An 18,033-nucleotide genomic window follows, 5' to 3' on the forward strand; every position below is an offset into this window, starting at 1 on the left:
AGCGCACCCCGCACGATGGCGAGCCAAGACACTTACAGGGATATGCCTCGGCGCACAAAAGCACAAGCCAGAAACGCCGCCGCCCGTCCGTTTCACAACGGCCGGGCGGCATGATTGCGTACTGGAGCGACTATCAGTGCTTGGTCAGCTTGTCCAGGTAACCCATGGCAAACGCCGAGATCACGAAGGTCATGTGAATGATCACGTACCACTTCAGGTGCTCGGGATCGACGTTCCTGGCATCCATGAAGATGCGCAGCAGGTGGATCGAGGAAATGGCCACGATCGAGGCCGCGACTTTCATCTTCAGGGAAGAAGAGTCCATCGTGCCTAGCCAGTTGAGCTTCTCCTTGCCGTCATCGATGTCGAGTTCGGACACGAAGTTTTCGTAGCCGGAAATCATCACCATTACCAGCAAGCCGCCCACCAGCGCCATGTCGATCAGCGACAACAGCACCAGAATCAGATCGGACTCGGCCATCGAGAACACGTTGGGGATAACGTGGAAGACTTCCTGAAAGAACTTCAGAGCTAAAGCCAGCAGGCCCAGGGACAAACCAAAGTAGATCGGCGCCAGCAGCCAACGCGACGCGTACATTGCATTTTCGACAAAACGTTCCATTGAATCTCACACAAGGGTTTTAAACGGCGGCGAGTATATCAGCCGCTCAAAACCCCATAAACCGCAGACAAATCCACAACCTGCGAGTCCGTCAAAGCGTTTTTCTGCTAGTGTCCAAAGCATTCGCATCGTTCACTTGCGCTGTAGAGGAAAACCGGAAAATGGATTTGCGATTGCCTTTAACGACTGTCGGACTTTGCCTTGTGGTACTGATCGGCGGCTGCTCACCCAGCGATGAGAAGCGCCCGCAGAGCCTCGAGGAGAAGACCGCACAGTTCGAGAAGTCGCTGGACGCGATTCAGGATCCCAGGCTCAAGGATGCCGTGGCCAATCTCGGCGGTTCGCTGCTGCTGCTTGAACGCGCACAGCAAAAGCTTGCCATCAAGCCGATCGCCACCGAATACGGTGAAGACGCCATGGCCCTGCTCAAGCACTACCCAACCCCGCAGGCCCTGGTCGACACTTACATCAACGGTCTGTTCGTGCTGCGCAAGGACTCCAGCTCCGACTACCTGACCGACTTGCAACCGGTGTTCCCCTTCAACTTCAACATGCCCTCCGAGTTCCCATTCCCCCATGGGTTGGAATGGCAGTCGGTCACGCTGAGCAACAAAAAGGTCATCGCTTTCCAGCCCGAATGGTCGGAAACCGATCCCGGCATTCAGTTGAGTCCTTCAAGCTCCAACATGAGCAATCCGGATGACCTGACCGTGGCCTACCCTTTTGTCGAGGGCTTGGAGATCGATAACAAAAACCAGCCGCAACCAGCGACCCTGCAAGGCAAAATCGAAGTCATCGCGCCGCGCAAGGTATTCACCTTCAATCTGGCGAAAAAGGACGTGGGCCAAACGCGCACCGACGACAACATCAGCGTCACCCTGCGGGCCCTGGAAAAGAACTACGCCGAGGTTGAAGTCAACAACAGCGCGGCACTGGCGCCAGACGTCAGCGATACCCCGCTCAATCCGCTGATCGTCCAGGCCAGGGACACGACCGGACAGCTTCTCTCACGCTCGGGCTCGATCAACGAAGACGCCACGCAAATCGGGTTCTATCAAAAACAACTGGCCGAGATGCAGAAGCAGACCGCCTGGAGCGATGAGTTCGAAAAACAGCTCGACGACGAGCAGCAGGCGTTCGAGCGCAAGCAGACTCATCATTACACCAAGGTGTACTTCAACGGGCCCATCGACAGCCTCGAAGTCAATGTCCTCGACTTCTCGGCTGTCACCCTCACCCGCAAGGAACTGGACTTGCCGGTACGCCGCTTCGACCGCAATACCACCGATAAAACCATCCAGACCCTGAGCACGCCCGTGGTGGTGTATGACGATCAGGCCGCGACCTGGCTTAAAGGCGCCACACTGGATGAGGAGCAACTGAAAAAGAACGTCCATGTCAGCCAGTCCGTCGAGGACTCCAGTGCGGCACGCATCGAATTCGATCACCCGAAAAGCTTCAACGACGAACTGCTCGGTTCCTCATTCAGCCCGGGTGACACTCCCGTGACCTTCTTCACCCAGGACGACAAGGGCAAACGCGGCGAGCCCATCGAGCTGCCAGCCGAGGCTTTCGAAATCGACCCGCTGCACGCCACCATCACGTATGACCTGACCCTGTTCCCCGAAACACCAGCGTATGCGGTTGGCTCGATGCCGCTGTTTTTGGCCAATATTGCAAAAGGCAGCCTCGACACCCAGAAGCTGCCCAAAGGTCTGGAGCTCAGGGGTAATGCCTTGGTGGTTGACCAGAAAGTATTCCCCGCCCAGGACTGGCGTTTCTTCGCCAAGGACGCGAGCGGTAACTACCTGAAGGAGATTCTTGCTGTCAGCCATGACGCCAGCACAGACGGCCCGGCGGTGTTCGAGGTGCATTATTTCTACGGCCAGCCGACCAGCCTGGAAACCTACCAGCGCACCAACCTCAATACCGTCGAATATGGATTCGAGGTCAAACTCGACAAGGCCGAAAACCCGAACCCTGTCGAATAGCCGCTAATGCTCGGGGTTGAACTCAAAACCACTCGGATTGCGGCAGCGTCCACCATTGATTTCCCGCAGTTGGGCTTGCAGGTGCAAACACCAGATTTGCGGGTCATCGGCCAGTTGATAACCGTGCAGGGTCAGGCTTTCAACGATGGTTTCAAGTATCGATTCAGCCACGAAAGGACCATGAAACGGGCCCTGGGCTTTGATGGCGGAAGGTTGCTCGCCGGCCATTCCGGCGGCAAACAACAAGGTCCACATACCGGTGTCCCCCGCGAGCGGGCGAATACTGCATTCGATACGGGTAACCAGACCCAGGCATTGGCGGGTGAGGCAGAGGTTGCGCGGCATGGCGGCGACCCTCGGTAAATCGGGTATTCAGCCTCCACGCGAAGGCTGTCTCGATCCAGTGATGACTGTCGATGTCCTTGACCTGAGCATAGAAGAAAAGTCGAGTCAGCAAGTTGACGGGGGGCTAGAAGGCGCCGAATGGTCGTTGTTGGATTTTTGACGTCATCCACCCAACAAAAATGACCGCCATTTATTGCATGCACATGCCCCCGCAGGAGCCTGCGATCTTTTGACGTTTGAACATCAAGATCAAAAGATCGCAGCCTGCGGCAGCTCCTACGCAGTGTAATCAGGCGGGCTTGGCCGCGGCCAATGCTTCCAGGGCCTGCGCCTGGGCCTGCTCCTTCTCGGCCTCTTTCAGGTCATCTTCGCTGATCATTTCCGCGATCACCCGCAAACGCTCCACCACGCGTGCGTTGACGCTGCCCTCCTGGAACTGACCCTCTTCGTCCGGCTCGCCGGCAGGCTCGCCCACCAGCAGGCTCAATGCCTCATCGGCCTGACGCACCGCGTAGACATGGAACTGCCCGGCACGCACGGCCGCCAGCACCCGCTCATCGAGCATCAGCGTGGCGACGTTGGCGTGAGGAATGATCGCGCCCTGCTCACCGGTCAAACCGCGCGCCTCGCAGAGACGGAAGAAGCCCTCGATCTTCTCGTTGACCCCACCCACCGCCTGCACTTCACCGAACTGGTTGATCGAGCCGGTAATCGCGAAGCACTGCTTGAGCGGGGTTTTCGACAACGCCGAAATCAACGTGCAGGCCTCGCCCAGCGATGCACTGTCGCCATCGACGTAACCGTAGGACTGCTCCAGCGCGATACTCGCCGAGATCGCCAACGGGAATTCCTGGGCGTAACGGCTGCCCAGATACCCGGTGAGGATCATCACGCCCTTGGAGTGGATCGGCTGCCCGAGGTTGACCTCACGCTCGATGTCGACGATGCCGCTGCCGCCGGGGTAGACCGTGGCGGAGATCCGCGCCGGTATCCCGAAGGCCGAGTCACCGACCTCCAGCACTGTCAGCCCGTTGCACTTGCCGACCGCCGCGCCCGCGGTGTCGATCAGGATGATCCCGGCCAGCATGTCATCGAGAATTCGCGCCGACACACGCCCGGTACGCGTGGCCTTGGCCTTGAGCGCACGCTCGATGTGCCCGGCATCGGTCATCTCGTCGCCGGCCAGATCGCGAATGAAGTCCGCCTCGCTGACCAATTGGAACAGATCGCCAATGCGCGCCGACAAACGGCCTTGGTGCTCGGCCAGTCGCGCACTGTAAGTTGCCAGACGCGCCACCGCATCGGCGGTCAGCGGCGCCATGCCTTCTTCCGAGGTACGGGTTTTGAGCAACTGAGCGAACTGCTCGAGGCTCTCATCGACCATCGGGATGTCTTCATCGAAGTCCACCAGCACCCGGAACATCTCCTGGAAGTCCGGATCGAGGTCTTGCAGCGTGTAATACAGCTGGCGTGCGCCGATGATGACGACTTTGACCTGCAACGGAATATGTTGCGGTGTCAGGGTCACGGTGGCCAATCGGCCCAGCTCGCCCAGCGGCGATTCCATTTTCAGTTTGCGTGACTGCAAGGCCCGCTTCAGCGCATCCCAGACAAAGGGCTCGCTGAGCATTTTTTCGGCTTCCAGAATCAGGAAGCCGCCGTTGGCCCGGTGCAGCGCACCCGGACGCAACTGCCGATAGGTGGTGTAGAGCGCGCCTTGATCGGTGCTGTATTCGATACGGCCGAACAGGTTGTCGTAGGTCGGATGCGGTTCGAACACCACTGGCGCACCGCCGCTGAACGGATGGCCGACCACCAGGCTCGGGCCGTATTGTTCTTCGAGCAATTTACGGGCGATCGCGTCGGTCTTGCTGTCATCGACCAGTTGCTCGACTACCGTCTTGAGCAGATACACCTGCATCGCTTGCAGGTAACCGCACACCGCAGCGTTTTCTGCGTATTTTTCCGACAGCGGTGAAAGTAATGGCTGCAAGGCCAGGGTGATGGTTTCTTCGTTGAGCTGACGCAGTTGATTGCTGGATTCGCGCTTCCACTGCGGCAGGCTGGCCAATTCTTCGTTCAGCCGTTCTTCCAGTCCGGAAATGTCTTCGTGGAAACGCTCACGAACGGCTTCCGGCAGCTGGGCGAACTCAGCCTCGTCCAGCGCCTTGCCTTCACTCATCGGGGTAAAGGCGATGTTGGTGCTGTCGCGGTACAGAGCGACTTCTTTCTCCAGCGCCAGGCGCTCGATCACGTCCAGTGCACGGTCGTAGCGCTGGTTGAAGGCGCGGTCAATGGCACTTTTCTTTTGCTGGTAGGACGGATGCTCGAAGACCGCTGGAAAAGTCGCCAGCAGGTTGTCGATAAGACCATTGATGTCGGCGATGAACGCACCGGCCGTCCCGGACGGCAACTCCAGTGCGCGAGGTTCGCGCGGCTCATCGAAATTGTTGACGTAGACCCAGTCCGCCGGGGTCTGCAGGCGTTTGCCTTCGGCTTTCAGGTAGCGTTTTACGAACGAAAACCGGCCAGTGCCGGGCTCACCCATGACAAACACGTTGTAACCGGGGCGTGGCATGGCCACGCCGAACTGCAAGGCTTCAACCGCACGTTCCTGGCCGAGCACACCGCGAAAAGGCTCCAGTTCATTGGTGGTAGAGAAGCTGAACTGTTCAGCGGAAAACGGACGGGTCAGCGCTTCAGGCGCTAGACGCAAGCTGGCAGCAACAGGATCAGGCATCGGGCTTCCTTACATCAGGCGGGGCAGTTGAAGGCATTCTGGCGCTGCCCATACCGACTGGCAAGGCGCGCCTTGGGTAAAAGCATAGTCAAGGCTCAAACCCCAGGCGGGCCAGGTGTGAATCAATGGTATTGGGGAATGTTTTGCAAAAAATCACGGAACCGCAGGATCGTGCCTAAACTCCAAACTGCGCGGCTGGACTAATAACCGGCCCTATGGCGTCAGAACGGCGCCAGAACCCCCTGTCCATTGGTACGCACACAAAAGAGAACACAGCTATGAAACGGATTCTTCTTGGTACTCTCTTCACCGTTGCATCACTCAACGCCATGGCTCAGGCGCCAGGCGGACCGGATTGCGGTTGGGGCAACATGCTGTTCAACGGTCAGCGTGGCACCCCGGCACACTTCCTGGCATCCACCACCAACGGTACCTCCGGCAACGCCACCTTCGGCATGACGTCCGGGACCAACGGTTGCGCAACCAACGCCGCACTGACTTATGGCGGCAAGTCCTGGATTGCCATGAACGGCATGATGAACGAACTGTCCGAAGACATGGCCAAAGGTCAGGGCGAAGCGCTGACCACCTATGCCGTGGTACTGGGCGTCGCACCGCAAGACCGTGCGTATTTCGCCACCGTCACCCACGAGCACTTCCAGCAGATCTTCAGCAAGGCTGACGTGACCGCTGACGACGTGCATACCAATACCCTGGCCGTGCTCAAAGGCGATGCTCGCCTGGCCAAATATGCCACCCCGGCTTAAGCTCGGCCTCACCTGCCCCTTTACCGGGGCAGGTTTTGTTTTTTTTGGACCCGACCTGCTTTGGGTCTTTTTTTGAATTAAGTAGCTCACCATGCTCAAACGCCTTGTCTGTCTGGCGCTGTTTGTCTGCGCCCCGCTGTCCGCCGCGCCTCGTATCGACAACCAACGTTTGCAGCAACTGGCCAACGACCCGTTCTGGATTTCCCTGGGCCACTACGAAACCGCAAAGCTCGGCGGCTGGCGCAGCTATGTCAGCGACAAGAAGTTCTTCCTGGCGGCCAATGGCGCCGAGCATCCCGACGCAGAACTGGCGGCCACCGTACAAGCGCTCTACGCCCCGGCCAGCAAAGGCCAGCAACACGCGCAATGTGTTTACCCCGCGCGTACCCGCTGGTTGAAAGCGCAACTGAACCTGAACGATTTACCGACGGTGGACTGCAGCGAATTCAAACAATGGTTCAAGGACGTGTCGCCCCACAGCGCGGTGATGATCTTTCCGGCGGCTTACCTGAACAGTCCGTCGTCGATGTTCGGCCACACCTTGTTGCGCATCGATCAGGCGGACGTGCAAAGCGACCACACCGCCCTGCTCAGCTACGCGATCAATTTCGGCGCCTACATCGAAGGCTCGGACAACAGCATTCTGTATGCCTGGAAAGGCCTGATGGGCGGCTATCCGGGGTTGTTCGCGCTGGTGCCCTACCAGGAAAAACTCTCGGAATACCGCAGCCTGGAGAACCGCGATCTGTGGGAATACCGGCTGAACCTGACGCAGGCAGAAACCGAACGCATGGTCGAGCACATCTGGGAGCTCAAGCAGATTCAGTTCGATTACTTCTTCTTCGATGAGAACTGCTCCTACCGCTTGCTGGAGTTGCTGCAAGTGGCACGACCGAGCCTCAGGCTCACCGAACAATTCCCGCTGACCGCGATTCCCACCGACACCGTCAAAGCCGTGAAAGACGCAGGACTGGTGGAAAAAATCGATTATCGTCCGTCCCGCGAACGTGAACTGCTGAGCCGCGCCAAAGCGCTCACAGACGACGAGCAACAATGGGTGCTGAAGGTCAGCGCCGACCAGCAGCAACTGCAGGCGCCGACCTTCAAGGCCCTGCCACTGGATCGTCAGGCGCTGATCATCGACGCGGCCTATCGTCTTGAACGCTACCGCGCCAATGGTCAGGAGCGCGACCCACAGCGTGCACAACGCAGTTTCGAACTGTTGCGGGCGATCAATCAAAACCCGCCACCGGAGCTGTCCATCGAACGCCCAGGCCTGCCGGAAGACGGTCACGAATCGCGAACCTGGCAGGCCGGTGTCGGCACCCGTGGCGACAAAGCTTTTGGTGAATATGGCCTGCGCATGGCCTATCACGACCTCAACGACAACGCCGAAAGCTTCCCCCTCGGCGCACAGATTGAAATCCTCCAGATGAAACTGCGCCAGTACGAAGGCAATCACTGGCAGTTGCAGCAACTGGACCTGGCGACCATCCGCTCACTGACCCCACGCAACGAGTTGCTGCAACCCTGGTCCTGGCAGGTGACCGGCGGCCTGGAACGGGTACCGGGCAAACATGCCGACGAAACCCTGGTCAGCCACGTCAACGGCGGCGCCGGCGGCACCTGGCAATTGGCCGACGACGTGCTCGGCTTCGCCCTTGGCACCGTGCGCATCGAACACAACAACGACTTTGCCGGTTTCATCGCCCCGGCTGCCGGTTTCAACAGCGGTGTACTGTGGAAGAACCCGCTGGGCAATCTGAGCCTGGAAACCAAAGGTGATTACTTCACCAACGGCGAAGTACGACGCAGCCTGAGCCTGAACCAGCAGTGGGAACTGTCGCGCAACCTTGGCCTGCGCCTGAGTGCCCAGCGTGAGTTCAGCCACCTCGCGTCCCCCGAAAATGAAGTTATGCTTGAGATGAAGTGGTATCACTACTAAAGCTGCAAGCTTTAAGCTGCAAGCGTCAAGGACGGACATGGCTTGACTTGCAGCTTAAAGCTTAAGGCCTATCGCTCGCAGCAGGTCGTTTTCGGACAACCTTCGAAACCAAAAGACTGCGACGATGGCCGAAACCCCATTCAGGGAGAACCGCCATGAGCCGCGCTTTCGTCAATGAAGATAACGCCACCCCACAAGCCGACCAGCCGGTAGAACGCCAGGTCAGCACGCAGCCCAATTACGTCACGCCCGAAGGGCTGGCCCTGCTGCAGGCCAAAGTCGCCGAGTTGCAAACCCTGCACGGCGAACAGTCAGCCCGCGAGGAGGCTGATCCACAGTGGCTGGCCGATCTCGAGCGCGATTTGCGTTACTTCAATCAACGCCTGCAAAGCGCTCAAGTGGTGACACCGGCCACTTCCACCAAGAAAGTGCAGATTGGCAGTTGGGTGACATACGCCGATGAACTGGGCACCGAACGACGCGTGCAACTGGTCGGCGAAGATCAGGCCGCTGCCGCCAAAGGCCTGATCAACTGGAGCTCACCGCTGGGGCGAGCGCTGCTCGGCGCACAGCTGAACGACGAAGTGCTTTGGCAGCGACCGGCCGGTGATCAGTTGATCGAAATCATCCGCATCGAACCGAGCTGAACCGCACCCATAGCCTGGGAATGACGCGCAAAAAAAAAACGGAGCCCGAAGGCCCCGTTTTTTTATGCAACCAGCCTGATCAGGCCAGTTTCTTGTGACGCACCCGGTGCGGCTGGGAAGCGGCATCGCCGAGACGCTTTTTGCGGTCGGCTTCGTACTCGGTGTAGTTACCTTCGAAGAACACGGCTTGCGAGTCGTCTTCGTACGCCAGGATGTGAGTCGCGACGCGGTCAAGGAACCACCGATCGTGAGAGATCACAATGGCGGCGCCCGGGAAGTCCAGCAGGGCTTCTTCCAGCGAACGCAGGGTTTCAACGTCGAGATCGTTGGACGGTTCGTCGAGCAGCAGGACGTTGCCGCCCTCTTTCAGGGTCAGTGCCAGGTGCAAGCGACCACGCTCACCACCGGACAGGTCCTTGACGAACTTCTGCTGATCGCCACCCTTGAAGTTGAAGCGACCGACATAAGTGCGCGACGGGATCTCGTAGTTGCCGATGCGGATCTGGTCGGAACCGTCGGAGATCTGCTGGAACACGGTCTTGCTGCCGTCCAGGTCTTCGCGGCTCTGGTCGACGCAGGCCAGTTGCACGGTTTCACCGACTTCGATGTTGCCAGAATCCGGGGTTTCCTTGCCCATCAGCATGCGGAACAGCGTGGATTTACCCGCACCGTTACCGCCGATCACACCGACGATGGCGCCTTTCGGCATGGAGAACGACAGGTTGTCGATCAGCACGCGATCGCCATAGCCCTTGGTGACGTTCTTGAACTCGATGACCTTGTCGCCCAGGCGTGGACCGGCCGGGATGTAGATCTCGTTGGTTTCGCTGCGCTTCTGGAATTCCTGCGATTGCATTTCTTCGAAGCGTTGCAGACGAGCCTTGGATTTCGACTGACGAGCCTTGGCGCCTTTGCGCACCCACTCCAGCTCTTCCTTCATGGCCTTTTCATGGGCCGACTGCTGCTTGGATTCGGCGGCCAGACGATCGGACTTGGCTTCCAGCCAACCCGAATAGTTACCCTCGTACGGAATACCGGCACCACGGTCGAGTTCCAGAATCCAGCCGGCGACGTTGTCCAGGAAGTAACGGTCGTGCGTGATCGCAACCACGGTACCCGGGAAGTCGTGGAGGAAATGCTCCAGCCAGGCCACGGAGTCGGCGTCCAGGTGGTTGGTCGGTTCGTCGAGCAGCAGCATGTCCGGCGCGGACAGCAGCAGACGGCACAGGGCCACACGACGTTTTTCACCACCGGACAGGAATTCGATCTTGGCGTCCCAGGCTGGCAGACGCAGCGCATCGGCGGCGACTTCCAGTTGGCGATCCAGGTTGTGACCGTCGCCCGCCTGCAGGATGGCTTCGAGTTTGGCCTGTTCAGCGGCCAGTTTGTCGAAGTCGGCATCCGGGTCAGCGTATTCGGCGTAGACCTGATCCAGTCGCGCCTGCGCGTCCTTGATCACGCTGACTGCTTCCTCGACTACTTCACGCACGGTCTTGGTCGGATCCAGCAACGGCTCTTGCGGCAGGTAGCCGATGTTCAGCTCCGGCATCGGACGGGCTTCGCCGTCGAACTCGGTGTCGACGCCAGCCATGATTTTCAGCAGAGTGGACTTACCCGAACCGTTGAGGCCGAGTACGCCGATCTTGGCGCCAGGGAAGAATGACAGCGAAATGTTTTTCAGGATTTCCCGCTTCGGCGGAACAACTTTGCCCAGCCGATGCATGGTGAAGACGTATTGAGCCATGGAGAACCTAGGGTCAGTGACTGATGAATATAAGCACGGGCGAAGCCCGGGCCAGGCCATACACGCCGCCAGCGATTGATTGTTATCAATACGTGCGCGCGAAAAAAGCCTGAGTCTAAGAGCTGGAACGCTCCCGCGTAACCGGCAAAGCTACCTTAATGATGAAAGGCAGTCCAGCCGAGAGGGGCTGGCACTTTGCCACAACTCAAGGCATGCTAGCCGCCCTCCGGGCGTCCGGCTTATAGTGCACGTCGCGCCAATCCAGCCAAACCGCAGGATCACAGTTTGTCCAATGTCACTCCGCCTTCGTCCGTGAGCGCACTGCACCCTGCGACCGGATCGCCCCTGCGCGGCACCTTGAAAGGTGCATTGGCGACGCTCGTCCTGCTGTTGATCGGATTGCTGCTCTGGCAGTTGTTCGATCAACTGAGCGAAACCCAGAAAAACCAGCGCCAATACACCATCGACTACACCGCCGATCTGGGCGCGCAAGTCAGCCTGAACATGGCGCTTAACGCGCAGATCGCGCTGAATCTGCTACCGATCGTCGAACAACCGCAAACCGCTGATCAGCAACAGGCGTTGTTGCGCAAACTGCAGCAGTCCTTGCCTGACTTGCTCAGCCTGGCACTGCTCAGCCCCTCGGGGAAAATCCTCAGTGACAGCGCCAGCGACAGCCAGGATGCCGATTACCTGGGCGATCTGGTCCGGCGCAGTCACGCCCAGGCACATTACTTCAGCAACGCCAACGACGGCTCGGTGGTGCATCTATTGCTGCACCAGGCCAGCGGCAGCACTCGCGGCTATTGGATCTTGCGTCTGCGGCCGACGTTTTTCTCTTCATTGACCAAACAGAGCGACACAGGAATCCGTCCGCTGTGGGTGGTGGAAAATCGCGTCAATCATCAGATCGTCAGCCGTGACGACGGGCTACCCTCGAATAATCCGGGCGTGCTCACCGCCGATGACCTGGCCGACAGCGTGCTGATCGTTCCTCTGAGCAGCAGCGACTGGCAGTTACGCGGGCTGTTTGACCGGCAACGGGTATTCGAGCAACTGCTGCCGGCGTTTATCGGTAAATGCCTGCTGGGTTTGGCCTTCTCGCTGCTACCGCTCATCGCATTGTTGAATATGCGCCGACGCCAGCGTCAGGTACACGACGGGCGTCGGCGCTATCGGGACATCTTCGACGGCACCGGCGTTGCGCTCTGCGTACTGGATCTCTCGGGGCTCAAAGCCTGCCTCGACAAGGCGCAACTGCAAACCAGCGAGCAACTGCGGTTGTGGCTGGAGAACGCCGAGCAACGCCGGCAGCTGCTGCAGGAGTTGCGCATCACTGAAGTCAATCAGGTCGCCTTGCACCTGCTCAGCGTCCAATCCAGCGAGCAAGCCTGGAAGCTGTTGATCGAAGGCGGGCCACTGGATGGCAATGCCATCGGCAACCAGTTGCTCGACGCGGTGATCAACCAGCAGAAACAGCTGGAACTGGAAATCAAGCTCACGGACACGCAGGGCCGCGACCAGCATCTGTGGCTGGTGCTGCGCTTGCCGGAAGAACAGCAGGACGCCAAGGCGGTAATCCTCAGCATCACCGACATCACCAGCCGCAAAATTGTCGAGCTGTCGTTGCTGGAGCGTGAAGGTTTCTGGTCGGATGTCGTGCGCACCGTCCCGGATCACCTTTACGTGCAGGACGTGATCAGCCAGCGGATGATTTTCAGCAACCATCACCTGGGCCAGACCCTGGGTTACAGCAAAGCCGAGCTGCACCAGATGGGCGAGTACTTCTGGGAAATTCTGCTGCACCCCGAAGACGCCGATCACTACCACCGTTTGCGTCAGGAACAGCGCCAGGCCGGTTATACCCAACTGATGCAGTGTCAGTTGCGCTTTCGCCACCGCGACGGCAAATGGCGGCGTTTCGAAGTCCGCGAGCAAGCGCTGGCGCGGGACAAGCACGACCAGGTTACCCGCATCATTGGCGTGGCCAAAGACATCACCGATCAGATCGAAGCCAGTGAGTCCTTGCGCGACAGTGAACAGCGCTACCGGATGCTCGCCGAAAGCATCAGCGACGTGATTTTCTCCACCGACAGCAAACTCTCGCTCAATTACGTCAGCCCGTCGGTGAACGCCGTGCTCGGCTATGACGTTGACTGGATCTTCCAGAATGGCTGGCAATCAACCATCGCCAACCCGCAACAATTGACCGGCATCTACAGCCTGATGGACCGGGTCAGCAAAGCCTTGGATAAACCCGAACAACTGGCACAATTGCGCAGTCAGGTGCAAACCCAGTTGTTCCTGTTCGACTGCTTGCGCGCCGACGGACGCAAAATCCCGATCGAGCTGCGCCTGGTATTGGTCTGGGATGAACATGGCGCGTTCGAAGGCGTGCTCGGGGTCGGTCGCGATATCAGCCAACAGCGTCGCGCCGAGAAGGACCTGCGCATGGCGGCCACGGTATTCGAGCATTCGACGTCGGCGATTCTGATCACCGACCCGGCCGGCTACATCGTGCAGGCCAACGAAGCCTTCAGCCGCGTCAGCGGTTATGAAGTGGCGCAGGTCCTCGACCAGTTGCCGAACATGCTGACCGTCGATGATCAGCAAGAAGCCCACCTGCGCTATGTGCTCAAGCAACTGCATCAGCACAGCACCTGGGAAGGTGAAGTCTGGCTCAAGCGCCGCAACGGTGAACACTACCCGGCGTGGGTCGGCATTACGGCAGTACTCGATGACGAAGGCGACCTCGCCAGCTACGTGTGTTTCTTCAGTGACATCAGTGAGCGCAAGGCCAGTGAACAGCGAATTCACCGCCTCGCCTACTACGATGCCCTGACCCACCTGCCCAACCGCACCTTGTTCCAGGACCGGCTGCACACCGCGCTGCAATCGGCGGAGCGGCAGCGGTCATGGGTGGTGCTGATGTTCCTCGACCTCGACCGTTTCAAACCGATCAACGACTCCCTCGGCCACGCCGCCGGCGACCGCATGCTCAAGGAAATGGCGACCCGCCTGCTCGGTTGCGTCGATGATGACGACACGGTAGCGCGCATGGGCGGCGACGAGTTCACCTTGCTCCTGCAACCGCGTGCCAGCCGTGAGATCGCGCTGAACCGGGCGATTCATGTCGCCGAGCAGATCCTTGCCAGCCTGGTGAAGCCATTTGTCCTCGAAGGCCGCGAGTTCTTTGTCACCGCCAGTATCGGCATCGCCTTGAGCCCGCAGGATGGCAACGAGCTGAGCCAACTGATGAAGAACGCCGACACCGCGATGTACCATGCCAAGGAGCGCGGCAAGAACAACTTCCAGTTCTATCAGGCCGACATGAACGCCAGCGCGCTGGAGCGTCTGGAGCTGGAAAGCGACCTGCGCCACGCCCTTGAGCAAAACGAATTCGTTCTTTACTACCAACCGCAATTCAGCGGCGACGGTAAACGCCTGACCGGTGCCGAAGCCTTGCTGCGCTGGCGTCATCCGCGTCGCGGCCTGGTACCGCCGGGAGACTTCATTCCGGTGCTCGAAGAGCTCGGGCTGGTAGTGGATGTCGGCGACTGGGTGATCAGCGAGGCCTGCCGTCAACTCAAGAGCTGGCACCAGAGCAAGGTCCGCGTACCGAAAGTCTCGGTGAACATCTCCGCCCGGCAGTTCTCCGACGGCCAACTCGGCACGCGCATCGCCACCATCCTCAAGGAAACGGGCCTGCCACCGGCGTGCCTGGAGCTGGAACTGACCGAAAGTATCCTGATGCGCGAAGTCAGCGAAGCCATGCAGATTCTCGCCGGGCTGAAAAACCTTGGCCTGAGCATCGCGGTCGACGACTTCGGCACCGGTTATTCTTCGCTGAACTACTTGAAGCAGTTCCCGATCGATGTGCTGAAAATCGACCGGACCTTCGTCGACGGCCTGCCGTCCGGTGAACAGGACGCGCAGATTGCCCGGGCGATCATCGCCATGGCCCACAGCCTCAACCTGGCGGTAATCGCCGAGGGCGTGGAAACCCACGAACAGCTTGAGTTCCTGCGCGAACACGGTTGCGACGAGGTGCAGGGTTATCTGTTCGGGCGGCCGATGCCGGCGGGTCGCTTCGAGGCGCAGTTCAGCAATGATGCGTTGTTCATGTTCGATTGAGATTTGCGGTGCGGCGTATGACGCCATCGCGAGCAGGCTCGCTCCCACAGGGAACGCATTTCAAATGTGGGAGCGAGCCTGCTCGCGATGAGGCCTGCACAATCACCGCCAATCCCGTCATGAACACCACTTGTCTGCGACATGATGTCCTTTCATATGCCAGACAAAACCCATTGAGTTAGAATGCCTTCCTTTTCTGCCCCCCGATCCTTGAGGACCGCCATGTTCAGCCGTGATTTGACTATTGCCAAGTACGACGCCGACCTTTTTGCCGCCATGGAGCAAGAAGCTCAGCGCCAGGAAGAACACATCGAGCTGATCGCTTCGGAAAACTACACCAGCCCAGCGGTGATGGAAGCTCAAGGCTCGGTTCTGACCAACAAGTACGCCGAAGGCTACCCAGGCAAGCGCTACTACGGTGGTTGCGAGTACGTCGACATTGTTGAGCAGCTTGCAATTGATCGAGCCAAGGAACTGTTCGGCGCCGATTACGCCAACGTTCAGCCACACGCCGGTTCGCAAGCCAACAGCGCCGTTTACCTGGCCCTGCTGCAAGCTGGCGACACCATCCTGGGCATGAGCCTGGCCCACGGCGGTCACCTGACCCACGGCGCCAGCGTTTCCTCCTCCGGCAAGCTGTACAACGCCGTGCAGTACGGTATCGACAGCAACGGCCTGATCGACTACGACGAAGTCGAGCGTCTGGCGGTAGAACACAAGCCAAAAATGATCGTGGCCGGTTTCTCTGCCTACTCGCAGATTCTGGACTTCCCGCGCTTCCGTGAAATCGCTGACAAGGTCGGCGCCTACCTGTTCGTCGACATGGCTCACGTAGCCGGTCTGGTCGCCGCTGGCGTCTACCCGAACCCGGTTCCATTCGCTGACGTGGTCACCACCACCACCCACAAGACCCTGCGCGGTCCACGTGGCGGCCTGATCCTGGCTCGCGCCAACCCCGACATCGAGAAGAAGCTGAACTCCGCGGTATTCCCGGGTGCCCAGGGCGGCCCGCTGGAACACGTGATCGCCGCTAAAGCGATCTGCTTCAAGGAAGCACTGCAGCCTGAGTTCAAGACCTACCAGCAACAAGTGGTCAAGAACGCTCAGGCCATGGCCGGTGTGTTCATCGAGCGCGGTTTTGACGTGGTCTCCGGCGGTACTGAAAACCACCTGTTCCTGCTGTCGCTGATCAAGCAGGAAATCTCCGGTAAAGACGCTGACGCAGCTCTGGGCAAAGCGTTCATCACCGTGAACAAGAACTCGGTACCGAACGATCCACGCTCCCCGTTCGTCACCTCCGGTCTGCGCTTCGGTACTCCGGCTGTGACCACTCGCGGCTTCAAAGAGGCTGAGTGCAAAGAGCTGGCCGGCTGGATCTGCGACATCCTGGCGGACCTGAACAATGACGCCGTCATCGACGCCGTTCGCGAGAAGGTCAAGGCCATCTGCAAAAAGCTGCCGGTATACGGCGCTTAATCAGCCCGCTAAATCGCAGTAAAAAGAAACCGGCCAGTGATGGCCGGTTTTTTTTCGCCTGCGGCTCCTTGCAGCCCGGCTTTGGCCACCGGTCAGACCGGTCATGCCAATTTTCACCTACCCTCTTGTAACTCTGCCAAATTCGAGCCTAAACTGCGCCTGCACTGGACATACCGGTAAGACCACAATAATTAAGTCCTGAATCTGATGCGCACAGCGCACAGCACCCAGGACACTCACCAGGATTCCTCCCATGCTCAGATGGTGCTCGCGCTCAATTTTCCTTCAAGTTGTCCTTGGACTGGTGCTTGGCATCATCTGCGGACTGGTCCTTCCCGAATACTCCGCCCAGCTAAAACCTCTCGGCGACGGCTTCATCAAACTGATCAAAATGCTCATCGGCCTGATCGTGTTCTGCGTGGTAGTCAGCGGCATTTCCGGCGCTGGCGATCTGAAAAAGGTCGGGCGCATCGGCCTCAAATCGGTGATTTACTTCGAAGTGCTGACCACTATCGCCTTGGTGATCGGTCTGGTGTTCGCGTTCAGCACCGGCATCGGCAGTGGTGCGAATATTCATCTGGAGCAGCTTTCCGCCGCCGACATGGGTGACATCGCCCAGCGTGGCCAGCACATGCACACTACCACCCAGTTCCTGATGGATCTGATTCCGACCTCGGTGATTGGAGCATTCGCCGACAACAACATCCTGCAAGTGCTGCTGTTTTCGGTGTTGTTCGGCAGCGCGCTGAACCTGGTAGGTGAGGCGGCTTCGGGCATCTCGCGACTGATCAACGAGCTCAGCCATGTGATCTTCCGCATCATGGGCATGATCGTGCGTCTGGCACCAATTGGTGTGTTCGGTGCGATTGCCTTCACCACCAGCAAATATGGCCTGGATTCTCTGCAACACCTGGGCAGTCTGATCGGTTTGTTCTACCTGACGTGTGCGGTGTTCGTGTCACTGGTCCTCGGTTTGGTGATGCGTCTGTCCGGCCTGCGGATGCTGCCGTTTCTCAAGTACCTGCGCGAAGAGTTGCTGATCGTTCTGGGCACCGCCTCCTCCGACGCCGTGCTGCCACAAATCATGCGCAAACTTGAGCACCTGGGCATCGGCAGTTCGACAGTGGGCCTGGTGATTCCCACCGGATACTCATTCAACCTCGATGGTTTTTCGATCTACCTGACCCTGGCCATCGTGTTCATCGCCAATGCCACCGGTACGCCGCTGGCCATGACCGATTTGCTGACGATCCTGCTGGTCTCGCTGATCACCTCCAAAGGCGCCCACGGCATTCCAGGCTCGGCACTGGTGATTCTGGCGGCGACCCTGACTGCGATCCCGGCGATTCCGGTGGTAGGTCTGGTGCTGGTACTCGCGGTGGACTGGTTCATGGGCATCGGCCGGGCACTGACCAACCTGATCGGTAACTGTGTCGCCACCGTGGCCATCGCCCGCTGGGAAAAAGACATCGATGTCCAGCGTGCCAACAAGGTACTGTCCGGCGAGCAGGGTTACACCTTCCAGCCGCGTAAAGCCCCACCACCGGCGCATCAGCAAGAGTTTTGACCCAACCTTGTGCCTGTCATTGGCAGGCACAATAACCAACGCCTTACCGACTCTC

Annotated in this window: 12 protein-coding genes; 8 read left to right on the forward strand and 4 right to left on the reverse strand. The window is 59.1% G+C overall.

Annotated elements, in window-relative coordinates; translation table 11 throughout:
• Positions 1–133 precede the first annotated feature (133 nt).
• On the reverse strand, positions 134–622 hold the full coding sequence (locus tag AC1RKH_RS17230) for a TIGR00645 family protein (RefSeq protein WP_123423585.1): 489 nt from the start codon (positions 620–622) through the stop codon (positions 134–136).
• Between the two features lie 161 nt (positions 623–783).
• Between AC1RKH_RS17230 and AC1RKH_RS17235 the strand changes: the two genes are divergently transcribed.
• Positions 784–2,613: a hypothetical protein gene (locus AC1RKH_RS17235; protein ID WP_493064458.1), complete on the forward strand. Its 1,830-nt coding sequence runs from the start codon at positions 784–786 to the stop codon at positions 2,611–2,613.
• 3 nt (positions 2,614–2,616) lie between these two features.
• Here the strand turns inward: AC1RKH_RS17235 and AC1RKH_RS17240 are convergent, their stop codons facing one another.
• A complete protein-coding gene (locus AC1RKH_RS17240) occupies positions 2,617–2,958 on the reverse strand; it encodes a PA4575 family protein (protein ID WP_123423583.1) in 342 nt (113 codons plus the stop codon).
• Between AC1RKH_RS17240 and AC1RKH_RS17245 the strand changes: the two genes are divergently transcribed.
• Complete coding sequence (locus AC1RKH_RS17245) at positions 2,957–3,118, forward strand: hypothetical protein (protein ID WP_185015276.1); 162 nt, start codon at positions 2,957–2,959, stop codon at positions 3,116–3,118. The two genes, AC1RKH_RS17240 and AC1RKH_RS17245, sit on opposite strands and share 2 nt — an antisense overlap.
• 129 nt (positions 3,119–3,247) lie before the next feature.
• Here AC1RKH_RS17245 and AC1RKH_RS17250 read toward each other — a convergent pair whose 3' ends face one another.
• A complete protein-coding gene (locus AC1RKH_RS17250; RefSeq protein WP_493064459.1) occupies positions 3,248–5,698 on the reverse strand; it encodes a Lon protease family protein in 2,451 nt (816 codons plus the stop codon).
• Positions 5,699–5,976: 278 nt separating this feature from the next.
• On the opposite strand from AC1RKH_RS17250, the gene AC1RKH_RS17255 reads away from it, so the two are divergent.
• The 3 genes from AC1RKH_RS17255 to AC1RKH_RS17265 all read left to right on the forward strand — a co-directional run bounded on the left by AC1RKH_RS17255 (position 5,977) and on the right by AC1RKH_RS17265 (position 9,057).
• Positions 5,977–6,465: a DUF3015 domain-containing protein gene (locus tag AC1RKH_RS17255; RefSeq protein ID WP_123423581.1), complete on the forward strand. Its 489-nt coding sequence runs from the start codon at positions 5,977–5,979 to the stop codon at positions 6,463–6,465.
• Between the two features lie 91 nt (positions 6,466–6,556).
• Positions 6,557–8,410 carry an Lnb N-terminal periplasmic domain-containing protein gene (locus AC1RKH_RS17260; RefSeq protein ID WP_493064460.1) on the forward strand — a complete coding sequence of 618 codons (1,854 nt, stop codon included), beginning with the start codon at positions 6,557–6,559 and terminating at the stop codon, positions 8,408–8,410.
• Positions 8,411–8,565: 155 nt separating this feature from the next.
• Complete coding sequence (locus tag AC1RKH_RS17265; RefSeq protein WP_493064461.1) at positions 8,566–9,057, forward strand: GreA/GreB family elongation factor; 492 nt, start codon at positions 8,566–8,568, stop codon at positions 9,055–9,057.
• Positions 9,058–9,136: 79 nt separating this feature from the next.
• Here the strand turns inward: AC1RKH_RS17265 and ettA are convergent, their stop codons facing one another.
• The gene (gene ettA / locus AC1RKH_RS17270) at positions 9,137–10,801 is read right to left on the reverse strand and encodes an energy-dependent translational throttle protein EttA (RefSeq protein WP_493064462.1); all 1,665 of its coding nucleotides are present in this window, start codon (positions 10,799–10,801) and stop codon (positions 9,137–9,139) included.
• A gap of 285 nt (positions 10,802–11,086) precedes the next feature.
• Here ettA and AC1RKH_RS17275 point away from each other — a divergent pair, with 285 nt between their 5' ends.
• From AC1RKH_RS17275 to AC1RKH_RS17285, 3 genes are all read left to right on the forward strand, one after another.
• On the forward strand, positions 11,087–14,935 hold the full coding sequence (locus AC1RKH_RS17275; RefSeq protein ID WP_493064463.1) for a sensor domain-containing protein: 3,849 nt from the start codon (positions 11,087–11,089) through the stop codon (positions 14,933–14,935).
• A gap of 222 nt (positions 14,936–15,157) precedes the next feature.
• Positions 15,158–16,411 carry a serine hydroxymethyltransferase gene (glyA, locus tag AC1RKH_RS17280; protein WP_493064464.1) on the forward strand — a complete coding sequence of 418 codons (1,254 nt, stop codon included), beginning with the start codon at positions 15,158–15,160 and terminating at the stop codon, positions 16,409–16,411.
• A 253-nt stretch (positions 16,412–16,664) separates the two neighbouring features.
• A complete protein-coding gene (locus AC1RKH_RS17285) occupies positions 16,665–17,978 on the forward strand; it encodes a C4-dicarboxylate transporter DctA (RefSeq protein ID WP_493064465.1) in 1,314 nt (437 codons plus the stop codon).
• Positions 17,979–18,033 lie beyond the last annotated feature (55 nt).

The organism is Pseudomonas sp. GW822-FHT06B12 (assembly GCF_058799675.1).